At 39.4% G+C, this 17559-nt stretch carries 17 protein-coding genes and 1 other annotated feature; of the genes, 5 read left to right on the top strand and 12 right to left on the bottom strand.

All coding sequences use genetic code 11. The features are described from left to right. The first annotated feature begins 53 nt into the window (after window positions 1-53). The 3 genes from ACHABW_RS09085 to ACHABW_RS09075 all read left to right on the top strand — a co-directional run bounded on the left by ACHABW_RS09085 (window position 54) and on the right by ACHABW_RS09075 (window position 2852). Window positions 54-977 (top strand): ATP-grasp domain-containing protein, encoded by a 924-nt coding sequence (locus ACHABW_RS09085; protein ID WP_435755007.1) that lies wholly within the window; start codon window positions 54-56, stop codon window positions 975-977. Then, a complete protein-coding gene (locus tag ACHABW_RS09080; protein ID WP_435755006.1) occupies window positions 974-1828 on the top strand; it encodes an ATP-grasp domain-containing protein in 855 nt (284 codons plus the stop codon). The genes ACHABW_RS09085 and ACHABW_RS09080 overlap by 4 nt, the downstream gene beginning before the upstream one ends. Before the next feature lie 88 nt (window positions 1829-1916). Next, entirely contained in the window at window positions 1917-2852 is a 936-nt protein-coding gene (locus tag ACHABW_RS09075) for an acetamidase/formamidase family protein (protein ID WP_435755005.1), read from the top strand. A 226-nt stretch (window positions 2853-3078) separates the two neighbouring features. On the opposite strand, the gene ACHABW_RS09070 is transcribed toward ACHABW_RS09075, so the two are convergent. The 9 genes from ACHABW_RS09070 to ACHABW_RS09030 form a co-directional block, all read right to left on the bottom strand. Continuing rightward, complete coding sequence (locus ACHABW_RS09070) at window positions 3079-3888, bottom strand: N-formylglutamate amidohydrolase (RefSeq protein ID WP_435755004.1); 810 nt, start codon at window positions 3886-3888, stop codon at window positions 3079-3081. A 14-nt stretch (window positions 3889-3902) separates the two neighbouring features. Then, window positions 3903-6050: a M20/M25/M40 family metallo-hydrolase gene (locus tag ACHABW_RS09065; protein WP_435755003.1), complete on the bottom strand. Its 2148-nt coding sequence runs from the start codon at window positions 6048-6050 to the stop codon at window positions 3903-3905. Between the two features lie 56 nt (window positions 6051-6106). Beyond that, window positions 6107-7720 (bottom strand): gamma-glutamyltransferase, encoded by a 1614-nt coding sequence (gene ggt / locus ACHABW_RS09060; RefSeq protein ID WP_435755002.1) that lies wholly within the window; start codon window positions 7718-7720, stop codon window positions 6107-6109. 292 nt (window positions 7721-8012) lie between these two features. After that, entirely contained in the window at window positions 8013-8648 is a 636-nt protein-coding gene (locus ACHABW_RS09055) for a response regulator (protein WP_110934994.1), read from the bottom strand. Continuing rightward, window positions 8641-9690 (bottom strand): sensor histidine kinase, encoded by a 1050-nt coding sequence (locus tag ACHABW_RS09050; RefSeq protein WP_435755001.1) that lies wholly within the window; start codon window positions 9688-9690, stop codon window positions 8641-8643. The genes ACHABW_RS09055 and ACHABW_RS09050 overlap by 8 nt, the downstream gene beginning before the upstream one ends. Further along, complete coding sequence (gene liaF / locus ACHABW_RS09045; RefSeq protein ID WP_435755000.1) at window positions 9687-10415, bottom strand: cell wall-active antibiotics response protein LiaF; 729 nt, start codon at window positions 10413-10415, stop codon at window positions 9687-9689. Before liaF ends, ACHABW_RS09050 begins: the two co-directional genes overlap by 4 nt. Before the next feature lie 103 nt (window positions 10416-10518). After that, window positions 10519-11169: a PspA/IM30 family protein gene (locus ACHABW_RS09040; RefSeq protein WP_435754999.1), complete on the bottom strand. Its 651-nt coding sequence runs from the start codon at window positions 11167-11169 to the stop codon at window positions 10519-10521. A gap of 65 nt (window positions 11170-11234) precedes the next feature. Continuing rightward, window positions 11235-11426 (bottom strand): hypothetical protein, encoded by a 192-nt coding sequence (locus tag ACHABW_RS09035; RefSeq protein ID WP_435754998.1) that lies wholly within the window; start codon window positions 11424-11426, stop codon window positions 11235-11237. After that, window positions 11396-11581, bottom strand: coding sequence for a hypothetical protein (locus tag ACHABW_RS09030; protein WP_435754997.1), 186 nt, complete (start codon window positions 11579-11581; stop codon window positions 11396-11398). The genes ACHABW_RS09035 and ACHABW_RS09030 overlap by 31 nt, the downstream gene beginning before the upstream one ends. 346 nt (window positions 11582-11927) lie before the next feature. Between ACHABW_RS09030 and ACHABW_RS09025 the strand changes: the two genes are divergently transcribed. Then, window positions 11928-12428, top strand: coding sequence for a hypothetical protein (locus ACHABW_RS09025; protein WP_435754996.1), 501 nt, complete (start codon window positions 11928-11930; stop codon window positions 12426-12428). 226 nt (window positions 12429-12654) lie between these two features. Here the strand turns inward: ACHABW_RS09025 and ACHABW_RS09020 are convergent, their stop codons facing one another. The 3 genes from ACHABW_RS09020 to ACHABW_RS09010 all read right to left on the bottom strand — a co-directional run bounded on the left by ACHABW_RS09020 (window position 12655) and on the right by ACHABW_RS09010 (window position 16573). After that, entirely contained in the window at window positions 12655-12831 is a 177-nt protein-coding gene (locus tag ACHABW_RS09020) for an imidazoleglycerol-phosphate dehydratase (RefSeq protein ID WP_435754995.1), read from the bottom strand. A 162-nt stretch (window positions 12832-12993) separates the two neighbouring features. Continuing rightward, complete coding sequence (locus tag ACHABW_RS09015; RefSeq protein ID WP_435754994.1) at window positions 12994-13878, bottom strand: aminotransferase class IV; 885 nt, start codon at window positions 13876-13878, stop codon at window positions 12994-12996. A gap of 46 nt (window positions 13879-13924) precedes the next feature. Beyond that, complete coding sequence (locus tag ACHABW_RS09010) at window positions 13925-16573, bottom strand: valine--tRNA ligase (RefSeq protein WP_435754993.1); 2649 nt, start codon at window positions 16571-16573, stop codon at window positions 13925-13927. Between the two features lie 51 nt (window positions 16574-16624). Beyond that, window positions 16625-16914, bottom strand: a binding site (T-box leader). Between the two features lie 414 nt (window positions 16915-17328). Between ACHABW_RS09010 and ACHABW_RS09005 the strand changes: the two genes are divergently transcribed. Continuing rightward, on the top strand, window positions 17329-17550 hold the full coding sequence (locus ACHABW_RS09005; RefSeq protein WP_110934985.1) for a hypothetical protein: 222 nt from the start codon (window positions 17329-17331) through the stop codon (window positions 17548-17550). Window positions 17551-17559 lie beyond the last annotated feature (9 nt).

Genomic DNA, 17559 nt, shown 5'->3' with positions numbered 1-17559 from the left:
TATTACATAATAATACGCTCTGCGTGATCTCGCAAGAAAGGATTGACAGTAAAATGACTAAATTATCTGGTTGGATCATCTATAACGGTCAGTTAAAATCCGATAAATTCTTAGACTATGTAACATGGTTTAAACAATCCGCAGAAAAGGCCAATATACATCTGGAAATTCTTACTAATGATGAGATATTGGTCTCAAACGATAAGACAAAACCACTTCTTTTTTCAAAAACGCGGTGTGAGAACTTCCACCCTGATTTTGTTCATTACGCTGATAAAGATCTGCATCTTGCCAGACAACTGGAATCGATGAATATTCCTCTTTTTAATCGATCCAAATCAATAGAAATTTGTGATAATAAATCACTCATGCATCACCATTTAGTTGAAAAATCGATTCCTACTCCGATGACCATCATTGCACCGATGACCTTTAACGGTATTGAAGTAAAGGAAGTAACCTATATAGAACGCATTATTGAGGCGATCGGATTACCGATGATTATAAAAGAAGCTTTCGGGTCATTTGGTCAACAAGTATATTGGATTGACTCCAAAGAGCAACTTGAGATCATGACGAAAAAACTAGCGGGAAAAGACCACCTTTACCAAAAGCCCGTTCATCACAGTTTGGGTAAAGATATTCGAATAAATGTAGTAGGCGGCAAAGTGGTAGCATCGATGAAGAGAACATCTCAGACGGATTTCCGTGCCAATGTCACTGCTGGAGGCTCGACCACTCCTTATGACCCTTCCCTGGAAGAAAAAACATTAGCAGTTCAAGCTGCTGCCGCAGTAGGCGCGGATTTTGCCGGGGTTGATCTTTTGCTCGAAAAAGAAGGACCTGTCGTATGTGAAGTGAATTCTAACCCACATATTCGCAGCATTTATGAATGCACAGGAATTGATGTTGCCATCCCAATGATCGAACATATTGACGCTATATTATCTGGTCAAAAAGAAAGGAAACTATCATGACGTTGAAAATAGGTTGGGTTGTTTATCGAAAAAAAGATATTATACGCAATGACAGATTCATAGGTTTTATGAAGGCTGCAGCACAAAGCTTTGGCTTGACACTAGTTGTTGTTCCCTATGAGGAAATCCAGGTCAATGTGTCCAGTGTTGACAACATATTCACAAGAAATGGAGAGAAAACTCCTGATTTTATCATCAACCGTTCCGTTTCACCTTGGTTGAATGAAGTAGCTGAGGTGAAAAATATCCCTTGTTTCAACAGTGCCTATGTTGCTCGTATTGCAAATGATAAACGACTTGCCCACGCAGTCATATCCAGCATTGGAATTCCCATGCTCACGAGTAAAACGATTCACAGTTCGGCTCTTTTCTATCATCACAATCATTTACCAACTCCTTTTATTTTAAAAGACCCTCAAGGCAGAGGTGGAACCGGGGTCAAATATATAGAATCTCTAGAGAAAGGAAAACTGATGTCCTCGATGCTTTCTGAAGAATTGTTATACCAACCGGTTGGTGGAAAAAAAGGACAAGATTTAAGAGTGTATCTTGTTGGAAATGAAATTGTCGCAGCAGTATTAAGGGAATCGGCGACAGATTTCCGAGCCAACATATCCATAGGGGGAAGCTCCCGTCTTTATACCTTAACCGAAGAAGAAACGAAGATAGTAAACAGAATTTCCGATTCTATGCACATGGATTTCGTTGGCATAGACTTCCTGATAGATCATAATGGAAGACTATTGTTTAATGAAATGGAAGACGCCGTTGGATGCCGTAGCCTTTACATGAATAGTTCGATCAATATTGCCAGTATTTTTATGGAATATGTGGCTGAATCAATTTCATAAATCAGCAGGAATTTGTTGCAAAATCAGCCATCAATTAATGAGGAAATAAGTCTTATAAAAAATCTATCTACCATAAAGGAGAATAAATATGATCCATAAACTTGAGTTAAACTCTAATAACCTTCACGGTTCTTTCAGTAAGGAATACTCGCCTATTTTGACAATTGATTCCGGTGACTCTCTTCACTTAACGACATCGGACATTCGATGGGGCTATTCTTCTGAAAAATCAGAAGCCCGCACAATTTTTCATTCTCGTGAAAAAGAAGCTAATCCCGGGCATCCAATCCTTGGTCCCATTGCCGTCCGAGGTGCAAAAGCCGGAACTGTCTTGGAAATTCAGTTACATGAGATCGTTCCTGGCTGGTATGGTCAAAATTGGGCCGGTGGAGAATCTAATTGGCAAAACGACCAGCTAGGAATAAGTGGAGAAGATACAATTACTTTAGATTGGGAACTTGAGTCAACAACGATGACCGGAAGCACTGCTATCGGAGAGAAAAATTATCATGTTGGCCTTCGTCCTTTCATGGGAGTGTTAGGCGTCGCTCCTGCAGAAACTGGCATTCATGAAACCGCACCACCGCGATACTGTGGAGGAAACATTGACTGTAAAGAACTTGTCAAAGGAAGTACCCTTTATCTTCCTGTTGCTGTAGATGGAGCATTGTTCTCAGTTGGTGATGGTCATGCCCTTCAAGGGGATGGGGAAGTTTCCGGAACCGCGATCGAATGTCCGATGGACCATGTGGATCTTACGCTAACAGTTAGGGATGATATGGTTTTAAAACTACCAAGAGCCAATACGCCGGCGGGATGGATTACGTTTGGATTTGCAGAAGACTTGAACAAAGCTGCTGCAGATGCTCTAGATGAAATGGTTCAATTGATGGAACAGCACTATCAGATCACTAAGGTAGAAGCAACGGCATTGGCAAGTGTAGCTGTTGATTTAAGAGTCACCCAAGTTGTGAATGGCGTCAAAGGTGTTCACGCTGTATTACCACACGGGTCCATTCGATAAGATATAAGAAAAACGACTTAGCCGTCTTTTATTAAAAATGCCTTCTCAACCTTAAATTTTTGAAAAGATCAAAGTAGCGAAGTCGGCGACTCCCTGCAGAAAAGCAACTGTTGAAGAAGTTGCCCGCGGAAGCTTCGCTCATTGCATATAAAAGGACACTGGAAAAGTTAAAATCAACCTTTTCAGTGCCCTTCCAACTATAAATCTTCTTCCCCATTAAACGGAATTACTTTGAGAAACTCAGCAAGACCTCATATAACATCTCTCTGAATTCTCCAAGTTTCTGCTTTTGCGATTCACTAGGCTGAAGATTCATGAACTCTCGCTCCGGCAAGTACAAGTTACGGTTAACTTCCAGCTGAATCCAAGGAATCTCCCCTAAAGCGCCATGATGGCGTGTGACAAATCCACCTTTAAAAGGATCATTCATTGTGACAAATTGCTGATTGTCTGTCTTATACCTTTGAAACTTCTTTTCCAATAATCTCTTTAACTTCACGACCATTTCCACCGGCGCTGTCAGGTCCTCATCTCCTTGTTCCCCGGATGTCGTCCCGCGATTCCCAATACAAAATAAAGGACGATGCTGCCAATTAATTAGTTTATTATCCGGGCCATAATCAAGCATCGAATGGCAATCAATCGCCACTTTCACTTTAGGATTTCTAGCAGCCTTTTCGAGTTTACGATGATATGGAAGGTAGTAATCTTGAATGAGCTTCTCCCGCTCTAATGGGCGAAGTCCGGAAGGGGTGTCCCACACCTTCTTGCCGGTGACCGTCCTTGTTTTTACAATGCCATCGGGATTTAAGGGAGGAAGATCGTTTTCTTCCCTATTTAAATCCAGAAAAATCCTCGACACATCCATTTGGTGAAATTCTTCTACTCGGCCATTAAATGCAAAGAGGTGATCTGTCCATGTATCGCCATCCAGTAAAATATCCATATCATTTAGCAAGCATGTAGTTTGAATAAAGGCTGGTTTTTTCATCCCAGCGTGTGGAACCGAAATGAGAATCGGCAATTTCTCGGTCATGGTGTCATTATCCCTCATTCACCATCATTCAAATACAAAGCAAGAAGTAACGATCGCTGAACTAATTCACTGCGATGAAGGCTTTCTTCCGGTGTATAGAGCCCTTTACTAGCTGGCGCAAACCCACATACAACCGGTGTATCTTTAGCAACCTCACCTGCAGCCGAAGATAACAAGCTGGATTCTGTTCCAAAAGGTAAGTTCCACGCTTCACTCAAATTCTTTAATTTATCTAATAGTAAATGATTCTTCTTCCTAATTAACGGTGGACGCTCGACCAGCTTTTCAATATTGGTACGTATCCCTTTTGAATTTACAGTAAACAACTCTCTAATAGCTTTTTCGGTTTCTTCAGCAAGAGCTTCGTCAATATAAGTAATCGACAACGTCGCATAGACACGGTGTGGTTTTAAGACAGAATACCGTTCAGACCTGACATCCTGTATCGCAACAGCCAATTTCCCTTTTCTGTTGTTTAATTTCTGTACTTTTTCAGCATTTTTTATAAACATCTGAAGAACATCTATCGATTTTGTTTCCTTACCGATTCGTACTGGATCTCCTTCTACGATTACGCTGAACTGTTTTGTACCGCGGCGTTGATCCACCACTTTCCCATCTGTAAAGCCAGGTTGAAGTACGATAACCTCTTTCACTTCTTTCGTTGCTTTCCGCAATGTCGAAGAGCTATAGCGCATTCCCCGCCCTTCATCTGAATAGAAGAGTACACCAACATTTTTTTTACTTAAAAGCTTCTGCTCTTTTAAGGCATTTAAAGCACTTAACATCACAGTAATTCCGCCTCTACTTGATGCTATTCCCTCTCCATAAAGCCATTCTTGTTCTGTTCTAAATGGAATTGGGAATCCTGTTCTTTCTCCCGGAACATCAATAGGCACGACGATAAGTGTCCCATCTTTCATTCCTGCTCCAGTTTCAAATGTCCATGCAGAGCGACCATTCGTAAACTCATCAACTGGATTCATTCCTAATTTAAGTAATCTCTCTTCAAGCTTATTTCTAATTCTGCTTAAACCTACAGGATCTTCCGTTCGGCTTGAGACATTTGTCCAAGCCTTTAAGTCCGTCTCCATCATACTTCGTTTTTTCGTAAGTCGATTAAATAAACGGACATCCATTTTCTGAAAGTCTTCCTCTACCGGTGCAAGGAAATCAGCTCCAAAATACCGTTCGCACGTTATATCAATAATTCGATTCATTAATGCTTTATAAGTCAGTCCGATTTGCTCTGCAGCATAAATAAATGAGCCATCTGCACCTAAGCTGGCCATCGAATTCACTTCCAAAATATATGGGTTTCCTTCGTTGTCAATACGGAAATCCACACGAGCCGTATCATAACAATTTAATGCTTTAAATGTTTGGATCGCTAAATCTTGAATCCTTTCTGTTTCCTTTTCAGTTAACGGTGCAGGACACACTTTTTCAACTGTTCGCCCACTTTTATTCTTTTTATCTTCGTATGTGAAGATTTGCGGTCCTTCACCAAATACAAGCTCCACAGGTGGAAGTGCTTGCACAGGATTATTTCCCAAGATCCCGACGTTTACTTCTCTTCCGGCAATATATTCTTCTACTAAAGTTGGCGCATTGTATGTTTCATAGATTACTTGCACACCTTCGCGGAGTTCCTCTTCGTTATGAACAATCTTCAAACCAAATGAAACAGCCTCATCTTTCGGCTTGACGATAAGCGGGTACATTAAGTTTTCTGTAAGCGGCGAATCCGGATTATCTAGAACTGAAAATTTTGGTGTCGGTAATCCTTTTTGAAGAAGGATCATTTTCGTCACTACTTTATCAAGGGCCAAGGCATGAGTTTCCGGTCCAGATCCCACATAAGGCACGCCCAGCATTTCAAGAATGCCTGGAACATGCATGTATCTTCCTCTTCCTTGAATACCGTAGCTAAGGTTAAACACAAGTCCAGGACGTTCACCGGAAATAACAGTTGGCATAAATTCTTCCAGATTTTTAATGAGGTTTTTATCTCCCTCAAAGGTTTTGACTTGATGTCCCCCGGAAACGAGACCTTCCTTGATCATTTTAATCGTTTCCAGCCCGTACTTTTCACGGTTTTGCGTACCAAATAAATTAATGACTGCCTGACTTTCCCTATTATAGACCACAGCTATTTTCATTCCTGTTCAACCCCTATTCCCGATTTTTTCATCATTTGACTTAACCGACTTCTTGTCTAGGCCTCTTCTGGTCCGCGGGCTGTTCCATCACGTCTAGGATCTGCCACCCCCTTATAAGATTCACGCCACTTCACTGGCATTTGAACTCCTTGCACACATCCTAAAGAAAAACTGTAAGAGCCTCGTTTTTTCAAATCAAATCCCGAAATATCAAGTGCTGTATAAATCTCTTGGTCAAACCGATCTTTTTCTATTAATATCTCCCCGGTATCGGAGGCGTGAAAACGAGGAGCGCTGATTGCTTCTTCCAGGGACTCTTCATTGTCTATGAGACGAACAATGACTTGAGCCAATGCCGTAGATATTCGGCTGCTTCCAGGACTCCCCAGCAAATACTGCGGCTTTCCTTTCGAAAATAACAGTACCGGTGCCACACTGCTCCATGGTCTTCCACCAGGTAATAAATAATATGGATGAGCTATATTTTTGTATTCAAATGCACTCATATAATTGTTATAAAAAAATCCAAGTCCATCAGCCATTGTCTTACTACCGAAAACGAGTTCAATGGATTGTGTGATGCCTACTGAATTTCCATCCTTATCAACAACCGATAAATGGGTCGTCTCCCCACTGGTAGGTGGTGGCAAAAACGTATCTTTCAGTGCTAAATTATAAATTTCTTGGATTCGTTTCGTAATTTCTTTTGCGTACCCTTTATCAACCAACATCTGGTTAACGGATTGTAAATAATGATCAGGATGGACTGGCATCCGTTTTCGATAATTAAGAGCGAATCGAAATGCTAGCGCAGAAATCACTGCTCCTATAGGCTTATCAGGATTTAAGCTTTCTGAAGGAAAACCCTCGAGCGTATTTAATATTTGTACAAGCACTCTTCCCGCTCCTGGTGGTGGATACGTGTATATATCATAGTCTCTGTATGTACTCTCAAGTGCTTCTCTTTCAACTGGCATAGGAATCTGGTTCAAATCCAGTTTCGTAATTAATCCCCCGCGTTTCTGCATGTCCTTAACGATAAAATCTGCAATATCCCCCGTGTAAAAATCACGCCAACCCTTCACAGCCATTCTCCGCATAGTTGCTGCCAATTCAGGTTGAATGACGGTATCCCCAGGTTGTTTTGGCGTATTATTATGAAAAAATAATCGCTTAATGTTTCTGTCTTTTAACAATTGAACCGTCTCTTTTCTTAATAGTCGATGAATAAGTGGGGTCACAGTAAACCCTTGTTCTGCAACTTTAATTGCAGGTTCCAGTACATCCGAAAACGATAAGTTTCCGTAAGTTTCTTGTAAGTATCCTAAAGATGCTACTGTCGAAGGAACCGTACTTGATTTTAGTCCTAGTTTAATCGGTTTCTTTGGATTTCTTGCAGGTTGAAGTGCAAAAGGGGCACGTGAAGAGCCATCCAATGCAAAAATACGTTTCTCTTGCGCCAGATGCACTAGAGCCATAGATTGTCCTCCAATACCTGAAGCCTGAGGCTCTGAAACTCCGAGACAAAAAGCAGCAGCTACTGCCGCATCAATCGCATTGCCTCCTTTTTCTAATATCTCTACTCCTGCTTCTGTTGCTTGTTTTGAAGCTGTTGAAACCATCCCGTAGCTACCTTCTGCGGATGAGATTTCTCTCTCGTTGTCCTCCATGATTGTACCTCTCCTTATGCATTAAAAAGATTGATAATTCAGACTTTTAATTATAAAACGAAAGGTATTACTTTTTTGACATACAATACGTTCTCGAATGTAAAAAAAGCTTCCCTAAATAGAAAAGCTTTGAAATTTAATATGATTGTTCTACTCGTACACTTTTAAATTGACGTTTCACTTGTAATTATATGTCACGTTTAAGTTCTGTACAATAAAAGATTTAACAGAATCCTCACTTTTTTTAGCGATTATTGACTTTAGCAGTACTGTTACATTCTATTATCACAAGTTATTCATACAACTTCTGGTTAAAGGCATAAATGACGGCTTGTGTCCGATCGTGGACGTCCAATTTCCCTAAAATATTACTTACATGGACTTTGACTGTTTTAAGAGCGATGTAAAGTTCATCGGCGATTTCCTGATTGCTCTTACCTTGTTTCATGAGCCGTAATACATCTTTCTCTCTCTCTGTTAATTGTTCATGGAGAACCGGTGCCTGACTATTTTTGCGCATCTTTGACATTAGTTTTCCGGTGACTTCCGGCTCTAGTACTGTTTGCCCTTCGTACGTTGCTCGAATCGCTTTTGCAATCTCACTTGCCTTTGAAGTTTTCAACATATAACTTGTTGCCCCGGCTTCTAAAGCAGGATACACCTTTTCGTCGTCTAAGAAACTGGTTACGATAATAATCTTTGCTTGCGGCCATTCATTAATGATCCGTTTGGTTGCTTCGATACCGTCCATTTCTTTCATGACCAAGTCCATTAATATAATATCAGGCCTTAAATCCAACGCGAGTTTAACTGCCTTTGTTCCATCATCTGCCTCTGCAATGACATCAATATCTGGCTGAGCAGATAGATATGCTGACACTCCTATGCGGACCATTTCATGATCATCTACAAATAATACGCTAATCATCCGTTTCTCCCTCTTTCCTGATCGCGGGCACTTTTACTTCTAACCGAGTTCCTTCTTCCCTGACACTTACAACTTTTAATGTTCCGCCAATTTCCAACGCTCGTTCACTCATACTCTGCATGCCATAGGAGCCGTGATTTTGCACTTCCTGCACATCAAAACCAACGCCATCATCGGCAATTCGCATAATGACATTATCATCTCGCTCAATCAGCATTACTTGTAGATGACTAGCTTTGGAATGTCTCAATGTGTTAGAGATGCTTTCTTGTAAAATCCGAAAAAGATGATCCTCAACGCCTCTATCTAAATCCAACGATTCTATCTTCGTTTCCATCTCCATTGGTACTTTCTCTTTTAATTCAATCAGTAATTCATTTATTCCTTCTGTGAGTGACTTCCCTTTTAATGCTGCAGGTCTTAAATGAAGTAACAATGCTCGCATTTCTAACTGAGATTGGTCAATCATTTTTTCAATCATCGCTAATTGCTTTTTCATCACAGGATCTTCAGGCGGATTCGTTTCATTAATTGTTGCCATCATCATAGATGCAGCAAAAAGCTGCTGACTTACGGAATCATGAAGTTCTCTTGCCAGCCTGTTCCGTTCCTGGATCACTACTTCTTGAAGACTTTTCTCTCGTTCATCTGTTCTTTCAGTCGCAAGCTTTTGGGCAGCTTCCGTCTGTTTTAACAGTTTCGATTCCAAACGAAAGATCTGTTCCTGTACCGTTGTCAATTCCTGAACAGTTTCTTCTGACGCTGAGCCTAATTTTTGTCCTTTTATTAAGTCATCTAAATTTTGCCGAATCGCTCCCAGCTTCTTTCTCCAAAAAGCACTCTGTGACATGCCTACAATTAAAGAGGAAGCTCCGATAATCGCCAAAATAAAATACAGGTAGGGAAGATCGAAGACTTTTACCTGCCAAAGAAGAGACCATTCTGTGATTGGAAAAGCAGTAAAGGTAACGAATAATAAGATCAATGCTACGATACTAAATCCAAGAAAGGCGAGCAACGTTTGCCGAATAAAGAGATTCACGATCGTCTCACCTCAATATCTCCAGAGAATATTGAGGTTACGATCTTTACTCTTGGCTTGCCGCCGGTGTAATTATCCGTTTGAAAAGCAACAGATTGGTTTAACAGTTTCATTTCTTGACTCTGAAAAATAGAAAGATGTCCAAACATACAGCTGTGTTGGACGGAGACTTCCATTTCATACGGTACATATATTTTGATACTTCCCATAAAATGGCGGATCGAGATCACGGCATCTTCCTGGATAACGGTGTTACTTAAATCTATGATCCGATCTCCGAAACCTCCATGAATATTCACATCACGCCACTGGTAAGGGACATCCTCTGTTTTATGTTCCCCGTAAAAACGATGCTGCAAAAGCGGTTTAATTTCTGTTAAGGTTTCTGTTTCCGGCTTTATACTGGCATCAAATCTTGGCTTTATATATTCCGGTTCACTTTTTGAACGTCTGTATTGTATGAAGAAAAGAATAATAAGGGATATAAACAAAAACCTGATAGCAACCATGTTTAATACGGTTAGTGCAAGACTCACTATTCCTATCCAAAATAAAACTTTGCCAATCAGTCCATGGTAATTTTTCCAACCTAGAAATATAAGAAATCCGAGGAACAGGGTGTTAAACAAAAATCCCCCGCCAAAAAACATTAATTCAACTAGAAGAATCGCCAAAGTAATCATGATGATCCAATTTACCGTATTTGTTGACAGTTTCTTCAGCATGATGGTGGCCTCCTTCTAGTTGAGTGTTTGGGGCAAGGTTTGACTAGGTATTGTTCGCATTTTTGAGTGTTACAAAAACGCTGAAACGTCTTTTTCTATCATATCACTTATACTCTAATACCGTATTATTTTGTTGGAAATTACGATTTTTCTCTAAGGCTGCGATTTTACTATCAATCGTATGGTGATAATAATCACGGTTTAATTTATGTTCTAATCCCTCGATGTAACGCTCCATCTCTCCAAATTTCGAGTAAGGTTCTTCGACGGTTTCTTCTGTTATCCTACTCATTTGGTGACGCGCTTTGGCGACATTTTCACGTCCCATAAGTTCCATGCGTTTTATACGCATATCCTTCAATTTGTGCATCATTTCTTCGTACTTTTTCTCTAGGGCTTCAAGCTGCTTCATCGCTTCTATTTGGCTTAATGTTAATCGCTCCGCCCGTTCTGAGTATTCTTCATATTCTTGCTGGACGAATTGAGTCAACTCCGATTCCCCTGCTTCTTTGGCTATTTCCAGCTGGCGCTTTCGCTTCTCAGCCATCTCTTCTGCCAGCAGTCGTTCACGTGAAAACTCTTCTTTTAAACGGTGCTGTCTTTCCACTAACACACGTACTTTTTCCGTTTCTTGCTCACTTTGCCTTAAATAATGATTCAAGGCTGAAATTGGATTTTTTTCTTCTTTTTTATCCATCATTCCGTGCAAATCACTCGCTACCGTTTCCTTCATTCTGGTAAATATATTTGACATGATATTCTCTCCTCGTAAATTTATTTAAATACAATCCGCTTTTAGACTTTTGTCTGGTATTAATATTAATTTTTTAGCTCTGCCCACTCTCGTTCAAAGTTCACAAATGGGTCTTCTGTTTTTGAAGCTTTCTCCGCTTTTTCTTCCTTATCTCCGCGAAACATAACATACAGCAAATAAAGAGCTAAAACTCCCACAAGCGCAAATATATTAGAGACCGTCATACTTATAATACGATTAGCCCTAGAACGATCCAAACCACCTTCGAGAAAGTAGATTCTGACTTTATAAACTGTTTGTAAATGACATAGAGTAAAAACAAGCTTATGCCAATCAAGATTAATGGTCCTAAATTTGCTAAAAATACAAACACTGCCGCAATTCCTAGCACAAACATGAGAAATGATTTCATTGTTTCTCCTCCTTTCTTATTTCTTATCTTCATCTTATCTGGAAACCTTTGTCGGTATAATGTTCCTGAGTATTATCTTTCATAAGACTTAAGGCGTAATTTAGAAGAAAAGCAAAGGTGACAATGAAGAGCGTCATTATTTCACACGCATAAAATCGACTTCCTAATAACCTAAAATGCCTGACAAATTACCGGATAATTTGTCAGGCATTTTAGGTATAGCTGTTTTCCAAAATTAATTGGATATTTATGTTAAAATTTAACTAAAAGTATAAAATGACTTTTCATTCTGTTTGAACTATGCACGGGACTTATCTTAAGTTTGTTTACGAGGAGGGAGATTATTGTGAAGGCAATTCTTTTTCATACGGTTTATTTCATCGCCCTTATTATCCTATCTATCTTTTCCTTTGCTATTTTATTTGGTTTTGGATTTGTAGGAGAGATTAACATATATGTATTACTTACTCCTTCTGTCTTAAGTGCGTTGTGGATCAGTGGTTATTTATGGATTTCCCTTCATTTAGAATCATATCCAAATAGTGTGAATCACTTTTTTCGACTGAAAAGTTGGGAATTTATCAGTCTTTTCCTTGCGGGTGTATCTACGGTCTTTAGTTTATTTTTAACAACTTTGTTTCCCATACCTATTGAATCTGCTCCATTATGGATGTTTCTTGGAACACCCGTTATGATGCTTGTTATTTGGTACTGGCTCTTTTACAGGTATGCAAAGAACAAAAATAAAAGCAAACATACTCAGTCGGTGATGAATTTGATTTTATTTATCCTTTCTTTAACATATATCTATCAAATTTGCAGTTTTTATATCATTCATATGTTTTAATAAGGTCAATACTATAAAGAATGCTAGATAAGAACTGAGTAGAAAAAGGAACCAAAAATGGCTCCTTTTTTACAAGAATTTATAAGTTGACAGCTATCTTTACGCCACAGTCAAGGGAAGTTCGCCCTCCTTTCGAGTAGCACCTACACGCATTACGTAGTTGCTACTCGGGGTAGCTTTAAAGATCACGCTATGTTTAATAAAAGACGCTTTGCGTTTTTCTTAATTAATGATTACTTGGGTTTTTTAATGACGATTTGCTGCCACGTTTGGAGTTATAATCTTTTCCTTTATTGTTATCGCCACTAGCTACTTCTTGACCAAATTCTGTGTCTAGCTTTCCGCCTCTTTCCGGCGCGCTTTGATTTTTACTGCCACCTTTATTATTACGCTTAGTCATCATTAACACCTCCTATTTTTACACGCCTTGTTATCATTCCAAAGTTGAACTTGTTTCATTACGAACCACCTATAAAAGTAATGGGAATTATTGACGACTGATTAGGATAAAATAATTTATAAATCCCCGCAAAAAAAAAAAGAGACTGATTTAATTCAGCCTCTTCTAGAAATATAATTTGGTTGTTGTTATTTTACTTGTTAAGCTAGTTACTTTTTCCAGTACTTTTCGTTGATATGCTTTGATAAGTTGATTACTTATTGGTCGCTCCGTTGGCAGAATATCTTCATCTACCTGCTTCAAAGGAACAATTTCCATATTCGTACTCGTCACAAATGCCTCGTCTGCTTGTTTAAGATCATCAAGTGTAAAAGTTTTCTCAACGACTTTTATGTTTCTCTCTTTTGCTAATTCCATAACTATTTGTCTAGTAATTCCATGTAAAATACCATCTAACGCCGGATATGTCGCTAATACTCCATTTTTTACGATAAAGAGATTACTGCTGCATCCTTCTTTCACAATCCCATTGTCATGGTAAACCGCTTCTTGACAGCCATTTGTGATAGCTTTTTGCTTTGCCATCACATTAGGTAATAGATTAAGAGATTTGATATAGCATTTTTTCCAACGATCGTCTTCTACTGTTAAAACATTAATTCCTTCAGTCCGGACTTGACTGGAGATAATTTTTGCTCTTCTAACAGTCATCGAAAAAACAGAGTTTGGTTGATCTGGATAGTGATGCTGACGACTGTGAATTCCACGGGTAATCTGCATATATATTTCTGCTTCCTCCATGTCAGACCTGCGAAGTCCTTCCATGCATAATTCTTTTATTTCAGCAACAGAAAAAGGTAATTGAAGCTCAATTGCAGCCGCACTTTTTTTGAGCCGCTGCATATGAGCATCCAAATAAAACGGGACGCCATGGTAGACGCGAATTACTTCGTAAATGCCATCACCAAATTGATGGCCACGTTCCTGAATTGGTACCACTTTTTCATTCATATCTACAAATTGATCATTGTAAAAAGCAATCTCTTGCATGTCATCACCTCTATGGGGGACAGACCCCCCATTATTTGGAAAACAGTTATTTTTTCAATTCTGCTATTCTTAATTGGACTTTTTCACGTTGAGCTGTGTAGTCTTTTTCTTTTTCTCGTTCTTCAGCAACCACACTTTCAGGTGCTTTTTTGATGAAGCCTTCGTTTCCTAGTTTTTTCTGAAGTCTGATTACTTCTCCATCTAAACGTTTTACTTCTTTGTTTAATCTATCTATTTCGGCATCAAGATCCAAAAGTCCTTCAAGCGGCATGTAAAGTTCAACGCCTGATAAAATGGAACTCATTGATTTCTCTGGTGCCTCTAAGTCTGTCGAGATAACTAATTCACTTGGGTTACAGAAACGCTGCAAGTATGACTTTCCACGTTCCAACTGCGCCAGCACATTAGAAGAGTTTGCTTTAATGTAGAGCTTAATTTCTCTGCTCATCGAAACATTCAATTCTGAACGGGTATTTCTAACAGAGCGAATGATCTCTTGCAAAAGTTGCATATCTTTTACAGACTCGGTGTCCATAAGGGACTCTTCTTTCACCGGCCATGAAGCAATCGTAATCGATTCGCCTTTATGAGGAAGGTGTTGCCAAACCTCTTCCGTAATAAAAGGCATAAACGGATGTAACAATCTCATCGTTTCATCTAATACATAGGCAAGAATGGATCGCGTCGTATGCTTGGCTTCTTCGTTTTCCCCATTTAACGGTAACTTTGCCATTTCAATGTACCAATCACAGAAATCATCCCAAATAAAGTTATACAACGATCGTCCAACTTCACCAAACTCATACGTATCAATAAATTTGGTAACGTGATCAGTTGTTTCCTGTAACCGGGTAAGAATCCACTTATCTGCGATAGATTTTTTGCCGCTAATATCAATCTCTTTATACTTTAATCCATCCATATTCATTAACGCAAAACGGGATGCATTCCAGATCTTATTCGCAAAGTTCCAGTTCGCCTCAACCTTTTCCCAATAAAAACGAAGGTCATTCCCTGGAGAACTGCCAGTGCTGATGAAAAAGCGAAGAGCATCTGCTCCGTACTTATCAATCACTTCAAGTGGATCAACACCATTTCCTAAGGATTTACTCATTTTACGACCTTGTTCGTCACGAATAAGCCCATGGATTAACACATCTTTAAACGGTCTTTCATCAGTGAAATGTATTCCTTGGAAAATCATGCGAGCCACCCAGAAATAGATGATGTCGTATCCTGTAACGAGTGCGTTAGTCGAGTAATGCCTTTGGAAATCTTCTGCATCCACGTTCGGCCAGCCCATTGTAGAGAAAGGCCATAACGCAGAGCTGAACCACGTATCTAATACATCTTCATCCTGCTCCCAATTTTCAATATCCTCAGGTGCTGTTCTTCCAACATAAATTTCATCTGTTTCTTTATGATGCCATGCCGGAATCCGGTGACCCCACCATAATTGACGGGAAATGCACCAATCTCTGATATTTTCGATCCAGTGCATATATGTTTTTTCAAATCGTTCTGGAACAAAGTTTACTTTTCCTTCACTTTTCTGCAATTCAATCGCTTGTTCCGCTAATGGTCCCATTTTAACAAACCATTGTGTAGAAAGGTATGGCTCCACAACAGCGCCGCTTCGTTCCGAATGTCCAACACTGTGCGCATGTTCTTCAATATGAAATAAAATCCCATCTTCTTGCAAGTCTTTTACGATTTGCTTCCGACACTCAAAACGATCCATTCCTTGATACTTCCCGGCATTTTCATTCATTTTACCGCCTTCGTCCATGACCAAGACTCGCTCAAGATCATGTCTGTTCCCTATTTCAAAATCGTTCGGATCATGAGCTGGCGTAATCTTCACTGCTCCAGAACCAAATTCCATATCTACATAATCATCTGCAACGATCTCAATTTCTCTTCCTACAATCGGTAAAATTACTTTTTTTCCGATAAGATCTTGATATCGCTCATCTTTAGGATGAACAGCAACAGCTGTATCACCAAGCATTGTTTCCGGACGGGTTGTTGCCACTTCGATATGTCCAGAACCATCAGCGAGCGGATATTTCATATGATAAAAACCACCCTGCACATCCTTATAAATAACCTCAATGTCCGACAGCGCTGTTTTGGTGTCAGGATCCCAGTTTATAATGTATTCTCCACGGTAAATAAGCCCTTCCTCATAAAGACGAACAAATACTTCTTTAACCGCTTCTGACAATCCTTCGTCCAGCGTAAACCGCTCACGGGAATAATCAAGGGATAGACCAAGTTTTGCCCATTGTTCACGAATGAACTCCGCATATTCGGCTTTCCATTCCCATGATTTTTCTATGAATTTTTCTCGGCCTAGATCATAACGAGATGTGCCTTGTTCACGAAGTTTTCCTTCAACTTTAGCTTGTGTTGCAATCCCCGCATGGTCCATCCCAGGCAACCAAAGTGCATCATAGCCTTGCATCCGCTTCACACGGACAAGGATATCCTGTAACGTTGAATCCCAAGCATGACCTAAATGGAGCTTTCCTGTTACGTTCGGTGGTGGAATAACAATGGTATATGGTTCTTTCGTTTTATCACCAGTAGCTTCAAAAAATTTACCGTCGATCCAGTATTTATACCACTTCGCTTCTGTTCCTAACGGATCATACTTAGACGGCATTGAAACTTGATTTTGTTCGTCTGTCATAATAAACTCCTCCTTGAAAACGATTAAATTGCATACAAAAAAACCCCTTCGTCAAAGGACGAAGGGATTATATTCCTCGCGGTACCACCTTTGTTTACAGATCTTCCTAGCAAAACAAACTTTCATTTTCCAAAAAACAAACGAAAACAGATCTGTACACTCAAGGCGTTAACGGGCTGATCCGGCGATAACTACTAAGAAAAGAATCTCTTTTCTGTTCAAAACCACAACTCCAGGGCGACTTTCCATCTTTAACACCAAGAAAACCTCTCAGCAACGATATACGCTGGTTTTCCTCTCTTATGGTTTCGAGATGTACTCTTCCCTTTCCACATTTCATTTTCAACTATATTCGTATTTTACCCCTTATGATTCATATAATCAATAGAGGTTTCATTTTCCATCCAATTTACTATAGGATTACCATAAGAAAAACGGCATAGCCGTCTTTTATCAAATACAGCGTTAGCTTCCGCCGCCATCTCTTAAGTATCAAGGATGGGTTTCCTTTGATACGCGCGGTGTGAAGGTAGCTGCCAATTATATAAATTATCTTTAAATAAATGATATTTAATCCTCTTACACACCAATTAAACAATTTTAGCATAGTCTGCAATATACATGAGGTTGTTATAAAACTTTTTTGCAGAAAAGTAGTCGCCTAGAGCGAATTCAAGGGCTACCCACCTTTTAGAATACACTCTAACATTAAACTGTAGAAATGACTTCAGAGGAAAAGAGGAGGTATCGTTATAATGAGAAAAATCAAGCAACATCACATGTATCGTAAAATGCAGAGAAATATGGGAAGAAAAAGAACTCATTGGCGTTTTCAATATATTGTAGACGGATTTTTTCAAGTGGTGCTTCTTTTAATCATTTTTCAATTTATTCGAACCTTACTCTTGCCAACAACCTTCGACGTAATATTTCTCGGCATTTTAACAGTTATTTACTTATTTCATTATTTTAAGTAGTTAAGAAAA

Source organism: Salipaludibacillus sp. CF4.18, from assembly GCF_051262595.1.
GTDB lineage: Bacteria > Bacillota > Bacilli > Bacillales > Salisediminibacteriaceae > Salipaludibacillus > Salipaludibacillus neizhouensis.
The sequence above is the reverse complement of the archived record's forward strand: the minus strand, read 5'-3'. Positions and strand labels throughout refer to the sequence as shown.

Coding starts and splice junctions, on each gene's coding strand:
- ACHABW_RS09055 (WP_110934994.1), bottom strand. CDS start 8,648: ATGATTAGCGTATTATTTGTAGATGATCATGAAATGGTCCGCATAGGA.
- ggt (WP_435755002.1), bottom strand. CDS start 7,720: ATGGAGGACAACGAGAGAGAAATCTCATCCGCAGAAGGTAGCTACGGG.
- ACHABW_RS09080 (WP_435755006.1), top strand. CDS start 974: ATGACGTTGAAAATAGGTTGGGTTGTTTATCGAAAAAAAGATATTATA.
- ACHABW_RS09020 (WP_435754995.1), bottom strand. CDS start 12,831: ATGATGACTAAGCGTAATAATAAAGGTGGCAGTAAAAATCAAAGCGCG.
- ACHABW_RS09010 (WP_435754993.1), bottom strand. CDS start 16,573: ATGACAGACGAACAAAATCAAGTTTCAATGCCGTCTAAGTATGATCCG.
- ACHABW_RS09015 (WP_435754994.1), bottom strand. CDS start 13,878: ATGCAAGAGATTGCTTTTTACAATGATCAATTTGTAGATATGAATGAA.
- ACHABW_RS09030 (WP_435754997.1), bottom strand. CDS start 11,581: ATGAAATCATTTCTCATGTTTGTGCTAGGAATTGCGGCAGTGTTTGTA.
- ACHABW_RS09085 (WP_435755007.1), top strand. CDS start 54: ATGACTAAATTATCTGGTTGGATCATCTATAACGGTCAGTTAAAATCC.
- ACHABW_RS09065 (WP_435755003.1), bottom strand. CDS start 6,050: ATGAAAATAGCTGTGGTCTATAATAGGGAAAGTCAGGCAGTCATTAAT.
- liaF (WP_435755000.1), bottom strand. CDS start 10,415: ATGCTGAAGAAACTGTCAACAAATACGGTAAATTGGATCATCATGATT.
- ACHABW_RS09075 (WP_435755005.1), top strand. CDS start 1,917: ATGATCCATAAACTTGAGTTAAACTCTAATAACCTTCACGGTTCTTTC.
- ACHABW_RS09005 (WP_110934985.1), top strand. CDS start 17,329: ATGAGAAAAATCAAGCAACATCACATGTATCGTAAAATGCAGAGAAAT.
- ACHABW_RS09070 (WP_435755004.1), bottom strand. CDS start 3,888: ATGACCGAGAAATTGCCGATTCTCATTTCGGTTCCACACGCTGGGATG.
- ACHABW_RS09040 (WP_435754999.1), bottom strand. CDS start 11,169: ATGTCAAATATATTTACCAGAATGAAGGAAACGGTAGCGAGTGATTTG.